Origin of the sequence: Pseudomonas phenolilytica (genome assembly GCF_021432765.1) — a bacterium.
Lineage (GTDB): Bacteria > Pseudomonadota > Gammaproteobacteria > Pseudomonadales > Pseudomonadaceae > Stutzerimonas > Stutzerimonas phenolilytica.
In genome coordinates this window covers 3,735,100-3,749,430 of the sequence record NZ_CP058908.1, presented here as the reverse complement: position 1 = coordinate 3,749,430, position 14,331 = coordinate 3,735,100, and the positions used below count along the sequence as shown (strand labels likewise).

Annotated in this window: 17 protein-coding genes; 15 read left to right on the top strand and 2 right to left on the bottom strand. The window is 64.7% G+C overall.

What is annotated here, in order from left to right; translation table 11 throughout:
• The first annotated feature begins 3 nt into the window (after positions 1 to 3).
• From fleN to HU825_RS17805, 13 genes are all read left to right on the top strand, one after another.
• Positions 4 to 828, top strand: coding sequence for a flagellar synthesis regulator FleN (gene fleN / locus HU825_RS17865; protein ID WP_008570483.1), 825 nt, complete (start codon positions 4 to 6; stop codon positions 826 to 828).
• Entirely contained in the window at positions 825 to 1,571 is a 747-nt protein-coding gene (gene fliA / locus HU825_RS17860) for an RNA polymerase sigma factor FliA (protein ID WP_081002728.1), read from the top strand. The genes fleN and fliA overlap by 4 nt, the downstream gene beginning before the upstream one ends.
• 73 nt (positions 1,572 to 1,644) lie before the next feature.
• On the top strand, positions 1,645 to 2,019 hold the full coding sequence (locus tag HU825_RS17855) for a chemotaxis response regulator CheY (RefSeq protein ID WP_171819274.1): 375 nt from the start codon (positions 1,645 to 1,647) through the stop codon (positions 2,017 to 2,019).
• A gap of 23 nt (positions 2,020 to 2,042) precedes the next feature.
• Positions 2,043 to 2,837, top strand: a complete 795-nt coding sequence (locus HU825_RS17850) for a protein phosphatase CheZ (protein ID WP_043297335.1) — start codon at positions 2,043 to 2,045, stop codon at positions 2,835 to 2,837.
• 12 nt (positions 2,838 to 2,849) lie between these two features.
• Complete coding sequence (locus HU825_RS17845; RefSeq protein WP_234302590.1) at positions 2,850 to 4,991, top strand: chemotaxis protein CheA; 2,142 nt, start codon at positions 2,850 to 2,852, stop codon at positions 4,989 to 4,991.
• Between the two features lie 46 nt (positions 4,992 to 5,037).
• A complete protein-coding gene (locus HU825_RS17840; protein ID WP_043297333.1) occupies positions 5,038 to 6,135 on the top strand; it encodes a protein-glutamate methylesterase/protein-glutamine glutaminase in 1,098 nt (365 codons plus the stop codon).
• Positions 6,136 to 6,876, top strand: a complete 741-nt coding sequence (locus HU825_RS17835; RefSeq protein WP_008570478.1) for a flagellar motor protein — start codon at positions 6,136 to 6,138, stop codon at positions 6,874 to 6,876.
• Positions 6,877 to 6,886: 10 nt separating this feature from the next.
• Positions 6,887 to 7,735 carry a flagellar motor protein MotD gene (gene motD / locus HU825_RS17830; protein ID WP_234302589.1) on the top strand — a complete coding sequence of 283 codons (849 nt, stop codon included), beginning with the start codon at positions 6,887 to 6,889 and terminating at the stop codon, positions 7,733 to 7,735.
• 76 nt (positions 7,736 to 7,811) lie between these two features.
• A complete protein-coding gene (locus HU825_RS17825; RefSeq protein ID WP_138300192.1) occupies positions 7,812 to 8,600 on the top strand; it encodes a ParA family protein in 789 nt (262 codons plus the stop codon).
• 87 nt (positions 8,601 to 8,687) lie between these two features.
• A complete protein-coding gene (locus tag HU825_RS17820; protein ID WP_102828906.1) occupies positions 8,688 to 9,485 on the top strand; it encodes a CheW domain-containing protein in 798 nt (265 codons plus the stop codon).
• 85 nt (positions 9,486 to 9,570) lie between these two features.
• Positions 9,571 to 10,050 carry a chemotaxis protein CheW gene (locus HU825_RS17815; protein WP_008570473.1) on the top strand — a complete coding sequence of 160 codons (480 nt, stop codon included), beginning with the start codon at positions 9,571 to 9,573 and terminating at the stop codon, positions 10,048 to 10,050.
• A gap of 3 nt (positions 10,051 to 10,053) precedes the next feature.
• The gene (locus HU825_RS17810) at positions 10,054 to 10,464 is read left to right on the top strand and encodes a DUF2802 domain-containing protein (protein ID WP_043297328.1); all 411 of its coding nucleotides are present in this window, start codon (positions 10,054 to 10,056) and stop codon (positions 10,462 to 10,464) included.
• Between the two features lie 119 nt (positions 10,465 to 10,583).
• Positions 10,584 to 11,024, top strand: a complete 441-nt coding sequence (locus tag HU825_RS17805) for a rhodanese-like domain-containing protein (RefSeq protein ID WP_054093348.1) — start codon at positions 10,584 to 10,586, stop codon at positions 11,022 to 11,024.
• On the opposite strand, the gene HU825_RS17800 is transcribed toward HU825_RS17805, so the two are convergent.
• Together HU825_RS17800 and HU825_RS17795 are read right to left on the bottom strand one after the other, a co-directional pair.
• Positions 11,005 to 11,331 carry an EscU/YscU/HrcU family type III secretion system export apparatus switch protein gene (locus tag HU825_RS17800; RefSeq protein WP_054093347.1) on the bottom strand — a complete coding sequence of 109 codons (327 nt, stop codon included), beginning with the start codon at positions 11,329 to 11,331 and terminating at the stop codon, positions 11,005 to 11,007. The genes HU825_RS17805 and HU825_RS17800 overlap by 20 nt on opposite strands.
• A complete protein-coding gene (locus HU825_RS17795; RefSeq protein ID WP_234302588.1) occupies positions 11,328 to 12,872 on the bottom strand; it encodes a flagellar hook-length control protein FliK in 1,545 nt (514 codons plus the stop codon). Before HU825_RS17795 ends, HU825_RS17800 begins: the two co-directional genes overlap by 4 nt.
• A gap of 137 nt (positions 12,873 to 13,009) precedes the next feature.
• On the opposite strand from HU825_RS17795, the gene ccmA reads away from it, so the two are divergent.
• Both ccmA and ccmB read left to right on the top strand, forming a co-directional pair.
• Positions 13,010 to 13,645 (top strand): cytochrome c biogenesis heme-transporting ATPase CcmA, encoded by a 636-nt coding sequence (ccmA, locus tag HU825_RS17790; RefSeq protein WP_054093345.1) that lies wholly within the window; start codon positions 13,010 to 13,012, stop codon positions 13,643 to 13,645.
• The gene (gene ccmB / locus HU825_RS17785) at positions 13,642 to 14,313 is read left to right on the top strand and encodes a heme exporter protein CcmB (protein ID WP_043297321.1); all 672 of its coding nucleotides are present in this window, start codon (positions 13,642 to 13,644) and stop codon (positions 14,311 to 14,313) included. The genes ccmA and ccmB overlap by 4 nt, the downstream gene beginning before the upstream one ends.
• The last annotated feature ends 18 nt before the right edge of the window (positions 14,314 to 14,331 follow it).

Sequence of the window (14,331 nt, the reverse complement as noted above, 5' to 3'; positions counted from 1 at the left end):
AACATGGGTATGCATCCCGTACAGGTGATTGCGGTGACCGGCGGCAAGGGTGGCGTCGGCAAGACCAACGTGTCGGTCAATCTGGCACTGGCGCTGGCCGAACTCGGGCGGCGGGTGGTGTTGCTCGACGCCGACCTCGGGCTGGCCAATGTCGACGTGCTGCTGGGGCTGACCACCAAGCGCACGCTTGCCGACGTGATTGCCGGTGAATGCGACCTGCGCGACGTGCTCATCCAGGGGCCGGGCGGCATCCGCATCGTGCCGGCGGCATCCGGCACGCAAAGCATGGTGCAGCTGTCCTCGCTGCAGCACGCCGGCCTGATTCAGGCGTTCAGCGAGATCGAGGATCTCGACGTACTGATCATCGACACCGCCGCCGGCATCGGCGAGGCGGTGGTCAGCTTCGTGCGCGCCGCGCACGAGGTGCTGCTGGTGGTCACCGATGAGCCGACCTCGATCACCGACGCCTATGCTCTGATCAAGCTGCTCAATCGCGACTACGGCATCAATCGCTTTCGCGTGCTGGCCAACATGGCGCACGCCCCGCAGGAAGGGCGCAATCTGTTCGCCAAGCTGACCAAGGTCACCGAGCGCTTCCTCGACGTCGCGCTGCAATACGTCGGTGCGATTCCCTACGACGAAGCCGTGCGCAAGGCCGTTCAGAAGCAGCGTGCAGTCTACGAGGCTTATCCGCGGTCAAAATGCGCATTGGCATTCAAGGCCATCGCGCAGAAAGTCGATACCTGGCCGCTGCCGGCCACGCCGCGCGGGCATCTTGAATTCTTCGTCGAGCGCCTGATCAGGCCGGCGAACGACACTCACGAATGACAGCTGCTGGATTCGCTATGTATTACAGCAAGGCTCAGGCGAAGGATGCCCAGCATCGTTTGATCGACCAGTATGCGCCGCTGGTCAAGCGCATTGCCTATCACCTGCTCGCACGGCTGCCGGCCAGCGTCCAGGTCGACGACCTGATCCAGGCCGGAATGATCGGCCTGCTGGAGGCGGCAAAGAAGTACGACGCCGGCAAAGGCGCCAGCTTCGAAACCTACGCCGGTATCCGCATCCGCGGCACCATGCTCGACGAGGTGCGCAAGGGCGACTGGGCGCCGCGTTCGGTGCATCGCAACTCGCGCATGGTCAGCGAGGCGATTCGCGCCATCGAAGCGAAAACCGGACGTGACGCTAAAGATCATGAGGTTGCGGCCGAACTTAAGCTCAGCCTCGATGAGTACTACAGCATTCTCGGCGACACCCTGGGCAGCCGCCTGTTCAGCTTCGACGACCTGTTGCAGGACGGCGAACATGGCGAGTTGCACGACGATGCCGCTAGCACTCATTCCGAGCCGTTTCGCGATCTCGAGGACGAGCGTTTCCAGCAGGCGCTGGCCGATGCCATCACCAACCTGCCCGAACGCGAAAAACTGGTGCTGTCGCTGTACTACGACGAAGAGTTGAATTTGAAGGAAATCGGTCAGGTGCTCGGCGTCAGCGAGTCACGGGTCAGTCAGCTGCATAGCCAGTGCGCCGCCCGTCTGCGTGCCCGCCTCGGCGAATGGCGGGCGAGCTGACCGGTACCCTCACTGCGAGACGTGCTCGGTTGCCGAGATTTTGGGATTTACGGAGGTCGACTTGGACAAGAACATGAAAATCCTCATCGTCGATGACTTCTCGACGATGAGACGAATCATCAAGAACCTCCTGCGAGACCTGGGGTTCACCAACACCGCCGAGGCCGACGACGGCACCACCGCGTTGCCGATGCTCAAGAGCGGCAGCTTCGATTTCCTCGTCACCGACTGGAACATGCCGGGTATGAGCGGCATCGACCTGCTGCGCCACGTGCGTGCCGACGAGCGCCTCAAGCACCTGCCGGTGCTGATGGTGACGGCCGAAGCCAAGCGCGATCAGATCATCGAAGCGGCTCAGGCCGGCGTTAACGGTTACGTCGTCAAGCCCTTCACTGCCCAGGTGCTCAAGGAGAAGATCGAAAAGATCTTCGAGCGCGTCAACGGCTGAAGCAGCAACGCCGCGAGGGCACTATGACGCAAGCAGACCAAAGCCTGGCGGAGTTCGAAGCAACTCTGCAGGCCAATGCACCGCAGCTGATTGAAAGCCTGCAGCAGGGCCGCTTCGACGAGGCGGCGCAGATGTTCAACCAGCTCAACCAGGTCCGTAATCACGGGCTCTATCAAGAAGTTGGCAAGCTCACCCGCGAACTGCACAACGCTATCGTCAAGCTCGAGGTGGACACCTGCGCCACGGGCGGGGATCCGTCGCCGATCACCGATGCAACCGACCGGCTTTCCTACGTGGTGGCGATGACCGAGAAGGCCGCCAACCGCACCATGGATCTGGTCGAGGAGTCGGCGCCGCTGGTGAACTACGTCAGCTACGAAGCCCAGAGCCTGACCGCCGACTGGCAGCGCTTCATGCGCCGCGAGATGAATGCCGAGCAGTTCCGCGAGCTGGTCCGGCGCATCGACCAGTACCTGCAGCGCTCGATGAACGATGGTAGCCAGCTGTCGCAGAACCTCAGCGAAATCATGCTGGCGCAGGACTTTCAGGACCTGACCGGGCAGGTGATCAAGCGCGTCACGCGGCTCATCACCGAGCTGGAAAGCAACCTGGTCAACCTGGTGGCAATGGCCGGGCAGGTCGATCGCGTGGCCGGCATCCAGCACGACCGCGACGCGATGCGCGCCGAGCAGGAAAAGAAAAAACAAGAGAAAGAGCCTTCCAACGGTGAAGGTCCGCAGATGCATGCCGATATACGTGAGGACGTCGTATCCGGACAGGACGACGTGGACGATCTGCTTTCGAGCCTGGGCTTTTAGGGGAATTGCAATATGAGCTTCGACGCCGATGAAGAAATCCTCCAGGATTTCCTGGTAGAGGCCGGCGAGATTCTCGAACTGTTGTCAGAGCAGTTGGTGGAGCTGGAAAGCAGCCCCGACGACATGGCGTTGCTCAATGCAATTTTTCGCGGGTTCCACACGGTCAAGGGCGGGGCGGGCTTCCTGCAGCTTAACGAGCTGGTGGAATGCTGCCACATCGCCGAGAACGTCTTCGACATCCTGCGCAAGGGCGAGCGCCGGGTGGATTCCGAGCTGATGGACGTGGTGCTGCAGGCGCTGGACGCCGTCAATGCCATGTTCAGTCAGGTTCGCGAGCGCGTCGAGCCGACCCCGGCAACCCCTGAGCTGCTGGCGGCGCTGGCGCGTCTGGCCGAGCCGGCGTCGGCGGATGCTCCCAGCGTGGCGGCAGAAGTCGCGGCGCCGGTGGCGGCGGACGACGAGTTCGAACAGATGCTGCAGGCCATCGACACGCCGGCTGCAGTCGGATCCGCAACGGCGGCGAGCGATGAAATCACCGACGATGAGTTCGAGTCGCTGCTCGACCAGCTGCACGGCAAGGGCCAGTTCAGTGCCGCACCTGCCGAAGCGGAGACGCCAGCAGAGCCGGTAGTGGCCGCGGGCGACGAGATCACCGACGAAGAATTCGAGGCGCTGCTCGACCAACTGCACGGCAAAGGGCAGTTCAACGAGCCTGCCGCCACGCCTGCGTCAGCACCCGCGGTAGCCGAGACCCGCGCCCCGGCGGCCGGCGACAATATCACCGACGACGAATTCGAAGCGCTGCTCGATCAGTTGCACGGCAAGGGCAAGTTCGAGCCCGAGAGCGTGGCGCCGGTCGCTGCAGTAGCGGCAGCGGCTCAGCCCGCAGCAGTGGCCAAGAGCGCGCCGCGCCAGCCCGCTGCCGCGCCGAGCAAGGCAGAGGCGGCGCCGCGCGCAGCGGCTCCGGCCGAGAAGCCGGCCAGCGACGCGGAAACCACCGTACGGGTCGATACCGCCCGGCTCGACGAGATCATGAATATGGTCGGCGAGCTGGTGCTGGTGCGTAACCGTCTGGTGCGCCTGGGTGCCAACAGCGGCGACGAGGCCATGTCCAAGGCCGTGTCCAACCTCGACGTGGTCACCGCCGATCTGCAGAGCGCGGTGATGAAGACGCGCATGCAGCCGATCAAGAAAGTCTTCGGCCGCTTCCCGCGGCTGGTTCGCGATCTGGCGCGTAACCTGAAGAAAGAGATCAACCTGGAGCTGGTGGGCGAAGAGACCGATCTAGACAAGAACCTCGTCGAGGCGCTGGCCGATCCGCTGGTGCACCTGGTGCGCAATGCCGTCGACCACGGCATCGAGTCGCCGGAGGACCGCGAGGCCGCCGGCAAACCGCGCGTCGGACGCGTGGTGCTGTCCGCGGAGCAGGAGGGCGACCACATCCTGCTGATGATCACCGACGACGGCAAAGGGATGGACGCGAACATCCTGCGTGCCAAGGCGGTGGAGAAGGGCATGCTGGACAAGGATGCCGCCGAGCGCCTGAGTGATCTGGAGTGCTACAACCTGATCTTCGCGCCCGGTTTCTCGACCAAGACCGAGATTTCCGACGTGTCCGGCCGTGGCGTCGGCATGGACGTGGTCAAGACCAAGATTTCCCAGCTCAACGGCACGGTCAACGTGTTCTCCACCAAGGGCCAGGGCTCGCGGGTGGTGATCAAGGTGCCGCTGACCCTGGCGATCATGCCGACGCTGATGGTCATGCTCGGCAACCAGGCATTCGCTTTCCCGCTGGTCAACGTCAACGAGATCTTCCACCTCGACCTGTCGCGCACCAATGTGGTGGATGGCCAGGAGGTGGTCATCGTCCGCGACAAGGCACTGCCGCTGTTCTATCTCAAGCGCTGGCTGGTGCAGGGCGCCGAGCATGACGAGCAGCGTGAGGGGCACGTGGTCATTCTCAGCGTCGGCAACCAGAGCATCGGCTTCGTCGTCGACCAGCTGGTGGGTCAGGAAGAGGTGGTGATCAAGCCGCTCGGCAAGATGCTGCAGGGTACGCCCGGCATGTCCGGCGCGACCATTACCGGCGATGGCCGCATCGCCCTGATCCTCGATGTTCCCAGCATGCTCAAGCGCTACGCGCGTCGGGTGTGACAGACCGGCAGGGGTCGTGACGGGCCACTGCCGCTAGGAGTGTTTTATGGCAGTCAAGGTCCTGGTGGTCGACGATTCGGGGTTCTTCCGCCGGCGTGTCTCGGAGATCCTCGCCTCGGATCCCGGTATCCAGGTGGTCGGCACCGCCACCAACGGTCGCGAGGCCATCGATCAGGTACTGGCGCTCAAGCCGGATGTTGTCACCATGGACTATGAAATGCCCATGATGGACGGCATTACCGCCGTGCGGCAGATCATGCAGCGCTGTCCCACGCCGGTGCTGATGTTCTCGTCGCTGACTCACGAAGGCGCCCGGGTCACGCTCGATGCGCTCGACGCCGGCGCGGTGGACTATCTGCCGAAGAACTTCGAGGATGTCTCGCGTAACCCGGAGAAGGTCAAGCAACTGCTGTGCGAGAAGATCCATACCGTCTCGCGCAGTAACCGGCGCTACGGCAGCTGGAGCGGTACGGCAGCGCCCGCACCGACCCCGGTCGCCCGCAGCACGCCGCTGACGACCGGGGCCGTGTCACCGCGCGCCAGCACCTCTCCGGCGCCCGTCGCCGCGGCACCCAAACGCAAGGCCTACAAGCTGGTCGCCATCGGCACCTCGACCGGCGGCCCGGTGGCGCTGCAGCGGGTGCTGACCCAGTTGCCAGCCAGTTTCCCGGCGCCGATCGTGCTGATCCAGCACATGCCGGCGGCGTTCACCAAGGCCTTCGCCGAGCGCCTCGACAAGCTCTGCAAGATTCGCGTCAAAGAAGCCGAGGACGGCGATTTGCTGCGCCCCGGGCTTGCGCTGCTGGCGCCGGGCGGCAAGCAGATGATGATCGACGGACGCGGGGCGGTGCGCATCCTGCCCGGCGATGAACGACTGAACTACAAGCCGTGCGTGGACATCACCTTCGGCTCGGCGGCCAAGTCTTTTCACGACAAGGTGCTGGCGGTGGTGCTCACCGGCATGGGCGCCGATGGCCGCGAGGGTGCGCGCCTGCTCAAGCAGAGCGGCAGTCAGGTGTGGGCGCAGGACGAGGCCAGCTGCGTGATCTATGGCATGCCGATGGCGGTGGTTAAGGCGAATCTCAGCGACGCCGTCTACAGCCTGGACGATATCGGTCGCCATCTCACCGAGGCGTGCATCTAGATGGATGTTCTCAGCCTGATCGGGCTGGTGCTGGCCTTTGTCGCCATCGTCGGCGGCAATTTCCTCGAAGGCGGGCACATTTCCTCGTTGCTCAACGGGCCGGCCGCTCTCATCGTGCTGGGCGGCACCCTGGGCGCGGTGCTGCTGCAGACGCCAATCGCGGTGTTCATGCGTGCGGTGTCCATCGCGCGCTGGATCTTCTTCCCGCCGCGCATCGATATGAACGGCGGCATTCAACTGGTCACCGGCTGGAGCAACACCGCGCGCAAGGAGGGCCTGCTGGGCCTGGAGCCGGCGGCTGAAACCGAGCCCGATCCCTATGCGCGCAAGGGCCTGCAACTGCTGGTCGATGGCGCCGAGCCGGAAGTCATTCGCAGCATCCTCGAGGTCGACCTGTACACCCAGGAGAGCCGTGACCTGCGCGCGGCCAAGGTCTACGAGAGCATGGGCGGCTACGCGCCGACCGTTGGCATCATCGGCGCGGTGATGGGCCTGATTCATGTGATGGGCAACCTCGCCGACCCCAGCCAGCTGGGCAACGGCATCGCCGTGGCGTTCGTCGCGACCATCTACGGCGTCGGCGTGGCCAACCTGCTGGTGCTGCCGATCGGCAACAAGCTCAAGAGCGTGGTGCAGCGGCAGACGGCCTATCGCGAGATGCTGCTCGAAGGCGTGCTGTCGATCGCCGAGGGTGAGAATCCGCGTTCCATCGAAATGAAGCTGCAGGGCTTCATCGACTGAGGCCGCCGCGATGGCACGACGCAGACACGCCGAAGAGCATGAGAATCACGAGCGCTGGATGGTGTCCTACGCGGACTTCATTACCCTGCTGTTCGCCTTCTTCGTGGTGATGTACTCGATCTCGTCGGTGAACGAGGGCAAGTACAAGATCCTCTCCGATTCATTGGTCGGCGTGTTCAACCAGGTCGATCGCGCGGTCAAGCCGATCCCTATCGGTGAGGAGCGGCCACGCACCACCAGCCCGGCGCTGTCGGAGGTCGATCAGCCGACCGGGCAGTCGCTGCTGGAGCAGAGCGTTTCCGATCCGCTGCAAAGCATTGCGCAGAGCATGCGCGAGACCTTCGGCGAGCTGATTGCCGATGGCCAGCTGACGGTGCGCGGCAACGAGCTGTGGATCGAGATCGAGCTCAATTCCAGCCTGCTGTTTCCCAGCGGCGATGCCATTCCCAACGATCTGGCCTTCGATCTGATCGCCCGGGTGGCGGCGATTCTCGCGCCGTTCGACAACCCGATCCATGTCGAAGGGTTCACCGACAACCTGCCGATCAGCACCGCCAAGTTTCCGACCAACTGGGAGCTTTCCGCAGCGCGCGCCGGCAGCGTGGTGCGCATGCTGGCTGCCGATGGTGTCGATCCGGCACGCATGGCGGCGGTGGGCTACGGCGAGTTCCAGCCGGTGGCGGACAATGCGACCCCCGAGGGACGCGCGCGCAATCGGCGTGTGGTGCTGGTGGTGTCGCGCAATCTCGACGTGCGCCGCAGCGTTACCGGCACCGGTAGCAGCAACGCGCGGGCGGACGCGGCGTTGCAGCGAGCTGGCACACAAACTGCACCGGTCAGCGGCAATTCGGCGCACTAGGGCGCCTTCGTCAAATCACCGTCGTCGCGGGGCCTGGCAGTCGCCGGCCCGCTCGGATTCGGATGGAATGTGCGCAATGAGAGTCTGGGCAGTAGCCAATCAAAAGGGCGGGGTGGGCAAGACCACCACGTCGATCGCGCTGGCAGGCTTGCTCGCCGATGCGGGCAAGCGGGTGGTGGTGCTCGATCTCGACCCTCATGGGTCGATGACCAGCTATTTCGGCCATGACCCGGATAACCTCGAGCACAGCGTCTTCGATCTGTTTCAGCACAACGGCAGCGTACCCGAGGGCTTGCCGTGGCAGTTGCTGCTGTCGACCAGTCATGAGCGTATCTCGCTGTTGCCGTCCAGTACCGTGCTCGCCACGCTGGAGCGCCAGTCGCCCGGGCAGAACGGTCTGGGCCTGGTCATCGCCAAGAGTCTGTCGCAGCTGTGGCAGGACTTCGATTACGCCATCATCGACAGCCCGCCGCTGCTCGGCGTATTGATGGTCAATGCGCTGGCGGCCAGCCAACAGCTGGTGATTCCGGTACAGACCGAATTCCTCGCGATGAAGGGGCTGGAGCGGATGGTCGGCACGCTGGCGATGATCAATCGTTCGCGCAAACAGCCGCTGCCTTATGTCATCGTGCCGACCCTGTTCGACCGCCGGACGCAGGCGTCGATGAATACCCTCAAGGTGTTGCGTGCCGGTTACCCGGACAGCCTGTGGCCAGCGTTCATCCCGATCGATACGCGCCTGCGCGACGCCAGCCGGGCGGGGCTCACGCCGTCGCAGTTCGACTCGGGCAGCCGGGCGGTGCTGGCGTACCGCGCGCTGCTCAAGCATCTGCTGTCACTGCAGACCTCGCCCGAGGCAGCCTGACATGCTGACGAAGTGTCGGATGACCGGCTCAAGTTCGCCTTGGCACTGGCCGATAGCCTGTCTGAATTTTCAACAGAAGTGGGTCCCATGAGCCGCGCCGTTCTCACCGAAACTCGCTCCCAGCTCGCGCTGCAGTCGTATCTCGATGCGCTGCTGCAGGACGCGACGGTCGAGCTGGCGGAGTCGGTCAGCCTGGACGAGTTCCAGGCCGCCGTGCTGGAGGAGCAGCAGCGCGATAACCTGCGCCAGGTCGAGACCGTTAGCGAGTTGCCGGCGGAAAGCCCGCCGGCGACCACGGTGGTCGCCGAGATTGCCGTGCCGGCTGCCGTAGTCGAGCCGGTCGTGGAGCTGAGCGTGGCGGCGGCATCGGCGGCTGAACCGCCGGCGCTCGACCCGCACCAGCCGCCCCAGTGGGGGGAGCAGCCGTTCGAGTGTCTGCTGTTCGATGTCGCCGGGCTGACCCTGGCCGTGCCGTTGGTCTGCCTCGGTTCGATCTACCCGCTGACGGGGCAGGAACTGACGCCACTGTTCGGCCAGCCGGACTGGTTTCTCGGCATATTGCCGAGCCACGCCGGCAATCTGAAGGTGCTGGATACCGCACGCTGGGTCATGCCCGACCGCTATCGCGATGACTTCCGCGAGGGCCTGCAGTACGTGATTTCCGTGCAAGGTTACGAATGGGGGTTGGCGGTGCATCAGGTCAGCCGCTCGATCCGTCTGGACCCGCGCGAAGTGAAATGGCGTACGCAGCGCAATCAGCGGCCGTGGCTGGCCGGTACGGTGATCGAACACATGTGCGCGCTGGTGGATGTCACCGCGCTCGCCGAGCTGATCGCCAGTGGCGCGGTCAGGCAGCTGCACCCGGCATCGACAAGGAAACATTGAGATTGATACGCGCCGGACGCATCCGTCGGCTCCGGTGCAACCGACAAATCGACCGCTGCGGCGGTATCTGAAAAAGGGTGGGACTATGAAGATGACGTCTGCGCAGGGTTCCGATGATCCTGTCCTGCAATGGGTAACCTTCCGTCTGGACAACGAGACCTACGGCATCAATGTGATGCAGGTGCAGGAAGTGTTGCGCTATACCGAAATTGCGCCGGTCCCTGGTGCGCCGAGCTACGTGCTGGGCATCATCAACCTGCGCGGTAATGTGGTCACGGTGATCGACACGCGCCAGCGCTTCGGTCTGGCACCGGCGCCGGTTTCCGACAACACGCGCATCGTGATCATCGAGGCCGACCGTCAGGTCATCGGCATCATGGTCGACAGCGTCGCCGAGGTGGTTTATTTGCGTCAGTCGGAAATCGAGACCGCGCCGAACGTGGGTAACGACGAATCGGCCAAGTTCATTCAGGGTGTGTGCAACAAGAACGGTGAGCTGCTGATCCTGGTTGAACTGGACAAGATGATGACGGAAGAGGAATGGGCGGAACTTGAGAGCATCTGATCCATGCTGATCGTGTCGCTGGTCGCGTCGGTCGTCGCCCTGGCCCTCGGTTGCCTGGGGCTACTGGGCTTCTGCGTGTGGCTGCTGCGCCAGCAGCGGCGCCAGGCTGAAGAACAGGCCAAGCGCGACGCTGTCCGCGACCGACGCATCAAGGATCTGGTCCAGCAACTGGACGTCTACGCCGAAGGCAGTGCGCGCATGGGCGATCGGCTCGAGGAGCTGGCCCGCCTGGTGGCGCCGCTGCCGGACAAGCTGGTGCAGCTCGAGCAGCGCGATCCCAACAATTTCTCGTTCAGCCAGGCCGCCAAACTGGTTGGCATGGGCGCCAGCGTGGACGACCTCACGCATTCCTGCGGCCTCTCGCAATCCGAGGCCGAGCTGATGAGCAAGCTGCACAAGGCGCGCAAGCCCTGACAGCTGGCCATGCGTCGCCCGCTGACGTGTTGGTTGGAACCTCGCCTCGCCGTATTTCTCCAAATCTCCACGAGCTTTGCTGCGCGGTGCAGTCGCCGCGGGCCGAGGAGGCGTGGGCGATGGTGCGCGTACTGATTCTGCTGCTGTGCATGGTGCCGCTGAGTGGGCTGACGCGGGAGGCGCCACAGGAAGTGCATGGCGCGCTGACGGTGAATGCTCACCAGGCCAAACGTCTGCACGAGCTGGGCGCGATGTTCGTCGATATCCGCCCCATGCGCGAGTGGACCTGGGGGCATGTGCAGGGTGCGCTGCACCTCGATCTGGCGACGGGCTTCGGCATCCTGGCGAGCCAGAACATTCCGCGCAGCGTGCCGCTGGTGATCTATTGCGACAGCGAAATCTGCCCCGGCAGTGCGCAGGCTGCGCGGATGGCGGTGGCGTGGGGATATCGCCAGGTCTTCTATTTCCGCGACGGCTATTTCGCCTGGCAGCTGGAAGATTTCCCGCAGGAGAAAGGCAGCGACGACACCTACACCGCGCTCAGCGCTCTGGTGCGTTGAGCAGCGGTGGCAACGCGGCGGGCGCCGCTTGCGGATCGAAGTCAGCAGGGCGCTTGCCTTTGAGATACCAGGCGAAGGCGATGATCTCCGCGATTACGCGATACAGTTCCGGCGGGATCTCGTCGCCCAGCTCCAGGCGCGCGAGCAGCTTGACCAGCTCGGCGTTTTCGTAGATCGGCACCTCGTGTTCGCGGGCGATCGCCAGAATCATCTCCGCCAGTTCGTCGTCGCCCTTGGCGCTCAGGGTTGGGGTATGCCGGCCATCGTAACTGAGGGCAATCGCCTGGCGTGGCTGCTGGTCGTTCATGCGGTTTCATCCACGAAACGCTGATCCAGCGACGTACGCGGTCCCTGCGGTGGCACCCCTTGCCGACAGGCCAGCTCGCCGACGTTGAGACCGGCGGCTTGCAGGCGTTCGCGCAGATGTTCGAGTTCGCTGGCGATCAGCTCGGCGGTTTCGCCGCGTTCGGCCCACAGCTGGCTGGACAGGCTGCCGCGCAGCAGCTGTGCCTGGACCTGCAAGGGGCCCAAGGGCTGGATGTCGAAAGCCAGTTCGATCTTCCAGAGCGTGTCCGGTTGTTCCTTGTCGCTCTGGCGCTGGCTCTGCTCGCGCTGCACTTTGATCTGCAGGGGCACGATGTCGCGCTGGTCGCGCATCGGTACCTCCAGCTGCCAGGTCGTCAGCTGGACACCATCCGGTAGCGTTTGCGTCTGCGCCAGACTCGACAGTTGATGCGTCTGCAGGCGTGAGACCGCGGCCGCGGCGAGCTTGAGCAGCAGCTCCAGATCAGCCTGTTCGTCCTGACCATCCGGCAGCTTGCCGCCCAGCGGACTGCCGCCGAGGGGAAAGCCCAACGCCAGCTGGCGTGCATTGTTCTGGCCGAGAGCCCCCAGCGCGCTACGGGCAAATGCCGGCAACGCCTGGCCGGTTGCCGCGCCCAGCTGTGCCGCGGCCTGCGGAGTGCTGCCCGGCAGGTTGGGCAGCTGCGCCATCAGCCTCAGCAGTGCGGCCTTGAGATCGCCGGCGACCCCGGCGGTGTGCCCGCTCAGCAAATGTGCCTCGAGAAACGCTCCGCTGGCGGCGAAGGCCCGGGCCACCCCTTGAGGATCGCTTAGTTGCTGGACGCCGGGTAGCAGGCCGAGGAGCTTTCCGGCGGCGTCGCGCAGGCCGTCGGGCAGCGTATTGCCGAGCGCCGCCAAGGCTTGGAAAACACCACTCAGCGGTGCCTGCCGACCGTGCTGGGCAGCCAGCTGCTGGCCGAGCAGCAGCCGGTCGAACAGGCCGCTCAACGGCACGAAGCTCAATGCCTGGCTGCCCTGGACCTGGGCCGTCAGCAGGCTGCCGAGTGCCAGCGGGGTGCTGGTCTCGAGCTGCAGTTTCTGCCCGGCCAGCGGGGAGTTGAGCAGGCTGAGCACGACTTGGAATGTGGGGCGGCCATCGCCGCCGTTCTGCTGGCCGGTGGCGATCACCCTACCTTGCAGGATGCTGCCGGCCGGCAGCAGTGCCAGGTCGATGCTCTGCAGTGGTTGGTTGCGTCCCGGTTGCGGCTGCGCCAGCAGGCGGCTGTCCGACAGTGCCGCCACTGCGTAGCTGGCGCCGGGCGGCACCGGGCGTGCACTTTGGGCTTCGACGGTGGCCTGGCGACCGTTCTCCAGCGTCAGGCGCAACACCAGCTGGAAGCTCTGTGCGGTTTCCTTGACGGAAACGACTTCGGCCTGCGCGCTCTCGCCAGCCCCCAGCAGGCCCTGCATCGGCTGCAGCAACCTGAGCGCCACATCGAGCGCGGCAGTACTGGCGCGCGGGGTGGTGGGCGGCGGGACGGGAGAAGCGCTCTTGATCTCGGTCATTTTTCCTCAAATGCTCTTACAACCTTTCGCTTCCGCAGCCTTTGGTGCAAGGGGTTGCCATGTATAATTCCGACCGCCCTCGGGTGGCCGCCTGAATTATAGCGGCCACGCTCTTTTCATCTTGAGGTATCGCCGGCGTGTCAAATCCCTTTCTCGAAGCTGTGGCGCTCGCCTGTGAGCGGGATTGGCGCCTGCTGTTCGAGCAGCTTGAATTGCGCCTGGAGAAAGGCCAGATGCTGCAGATATCCGGCCCCAACGGCAGCGGCAAGACCAGCCTGCTGCGTCTGCTCTGCGGGCTGATGCAGCCGACCGCCGGGCAAATCCTGATCCGGGGCCGGCCTCTTGAGTCTCAGCGTAGCGAACTGGCGCGCAACCTGCTGTGGATCGGCCATGCCGCCGGCATCAAGGGGCTGCTCACGCCGGAGGAGAATCTCGCCTGGCTCTGCGCCTTGCACCAGCCGGCCGACCGCGAGGCGATCTGGCAGGCGCTGGCGCAGGTCGGTCTGCGCGGTTTCGAGGATGTACCCTGTCACACGCTTTCTGCCGGACAGCAGCGCCGCGTCGCTCTGGCGCGGCTGTATCTGGCGCCGCCGCCGCTGTGGATTCTCGACGAACCGTTCACCGCGCTCGACAAGCACGGCGTGGCCCAGCTGGAAGGCCATCTGGCGCGCCACTGCGAGCAGGGCGGCCTGGTGGTACTTACCACGCATCACACGCTGACGGAAAAACCGGCCGGCTACCGTGAACTGGATCTGGGGCAGCGGGCCGCATGAGCAGCGTCTTCACTCTTCTGTTGGCTCGCGAGGCGCGCCTGCTGTTTCGCCGCCCGGCCGAGCTGGCCAACCCGCTGGTGTTCTTTGCCATCGTCATTGCGCTGTTTCCGCTGGCGGTCGGCCCAGAGTCGCAATTGTTGCAGACGATTTCGCCAGGGCTGGTATGGGTCGCGGCGCTGTTGGCCGTGCTGCTCTCGCTGGACGGGCTGTTTCGCAGCGATTTTGAGGACGGTTCACTCGAGCAGTGGGTCGTTTCGCCGCACCCGCTGGCGCTTCTGGTGCTCGCCAAGGTGCTGGCACACTGGATGTTCTCGGGGCTGGCGTTGGTCTTGCTGGCTCCCTTGCTCGGGCTGATGCTCGGCCTGCCGATGAGCGCGATGCCGGTGTTGCTGCTGTCGCTGCTGCTGGGGACGCCGATCCTCAGTCTGCTCGGCGCGGTCGGCGCGGCGCTGACCGTTGGCCTCAAGCGTGGTGGCCTGTTGCTCGCGCTGTTGATTCTGCCCTTGTACATCCCGGTGCTGATTCTTGGCAGCGGGGCTCTGCAGGCGGCCTTGCAGGGACTGCCCGCCGCCGGCCATCTGTTATGGCTGGCCAGCCTGACCGCCCTGGCGGTTACTCTGACCCCCTTTGCGATTGCCGCCGGGCTGAAGATCAGCGTCGGCGAGTAGCGGTACATAACGCCGGCC

Coding starts and splice junctions, on each gene's coding strand:
- fleN (WP_008570483.1), top strand. CDS start 4: ATGGGTATGCATCCCGTACAGGTGATTGCGGTGACCGGCGGCAAGGGT.
- fliA (WP_081002728.1), top strand. CDS start 825: ATGACAGCTGCTGGATTCGCTATGTATTACAGCAAGGCTCAGGCGAAG.
- HU825_RS17855 (WP_171819274.1), top strand. CDS start 1,645: ATGAAAATCCTCATCGTCGATGACTTCTCGACGATGAGACGAATCATC.
- HU825_RS17850 (WP_043297335.1), top strand. CDS start 2,043: ATGACGCAAGCAGACCAAAGCCTGGCGGAGTTCGAAGCAACTCTGCAG.
- HU825_RS17845 (WP_234302590.1), top strand. CDS start 2,850: ATGAGCTTCGACGCCGATGAAGAAATCCTCCAGGATTTCCTGGTAGAG.
- HU825_RS17840 (WP_043297333.1), top strand. CDS start 5,038: ATGGCAGTCAAGGTCCTGGTGGTCGACGATTCGGGGTTCTTCCGCCGG.
- HU825_RS17835 (WP_008570478.1), top strand. CDS start 6,136: ATGGATGTTCTCAGCCTGATCGGGCTGGTGCTGGCCTTTGTCGCCATC.
- motD (WP_234302589.1), top strand. CDS start 6,887: ATGGCACGACGCAGACACGCCGAAGAGCATGAGAATCACGAGCGCTGG.
- HU825_RS17825 (WP_138300192.1), top strand. CDS start 7,812: ATGAGAGTCTGGGCAGTAGCCAATCAAAAGGGCGGGGTGGGCAAGACC.
- HU825_RS17820 (WP_102828906.1), top strand. CDS start 8,688: ATGAGCCGCGCCGTTCTCACCGAAACTCGCTCCCAGCTCGCGCTGCAG.
- HU825_RS17815 (WP_008570473.1), top strand. CDS start 9,571: ATGAAGATGACGTCTGCGCAGGGTTCCGATGATCCTGTCCTGCAATGG.
- HU825_RS17810 (WP_043297328.1), top strand. CDS start 10,054: ATGCTGATCGTGTCGCTGGTCGCGTCGGTCGTCGCCCTGGCCCTCGGT.
- HU825_RS17805 (WP_054093348.1), top strand. CDS start 10,584: ATGGTGCGCGTACTGATTCTGCTGCTGTGCATGGTGCCGCTGAGTGGG.
- HU825_RS17800 (WP_054093347.1), bottom strand. CDS start 11,331: ATGAACGACCAGCAGCCACGCCAGGCGATTGCCCTCAGTTACGATGGC.
- HU825_RS17795 (WP_234302588.1), bottom strand. CDS start 12,872: ATGACCGAGATCAAGAGCGCTTCTCCCGTCCCGCCGCCCACCACCCCG.
- ccmB (WP_043297321.1), top strand. CDS start 13,642: ATGAGCAGCGTCTTCACTCTTCTGTTGGCTCGCGAGGCGCGCCTGCTG.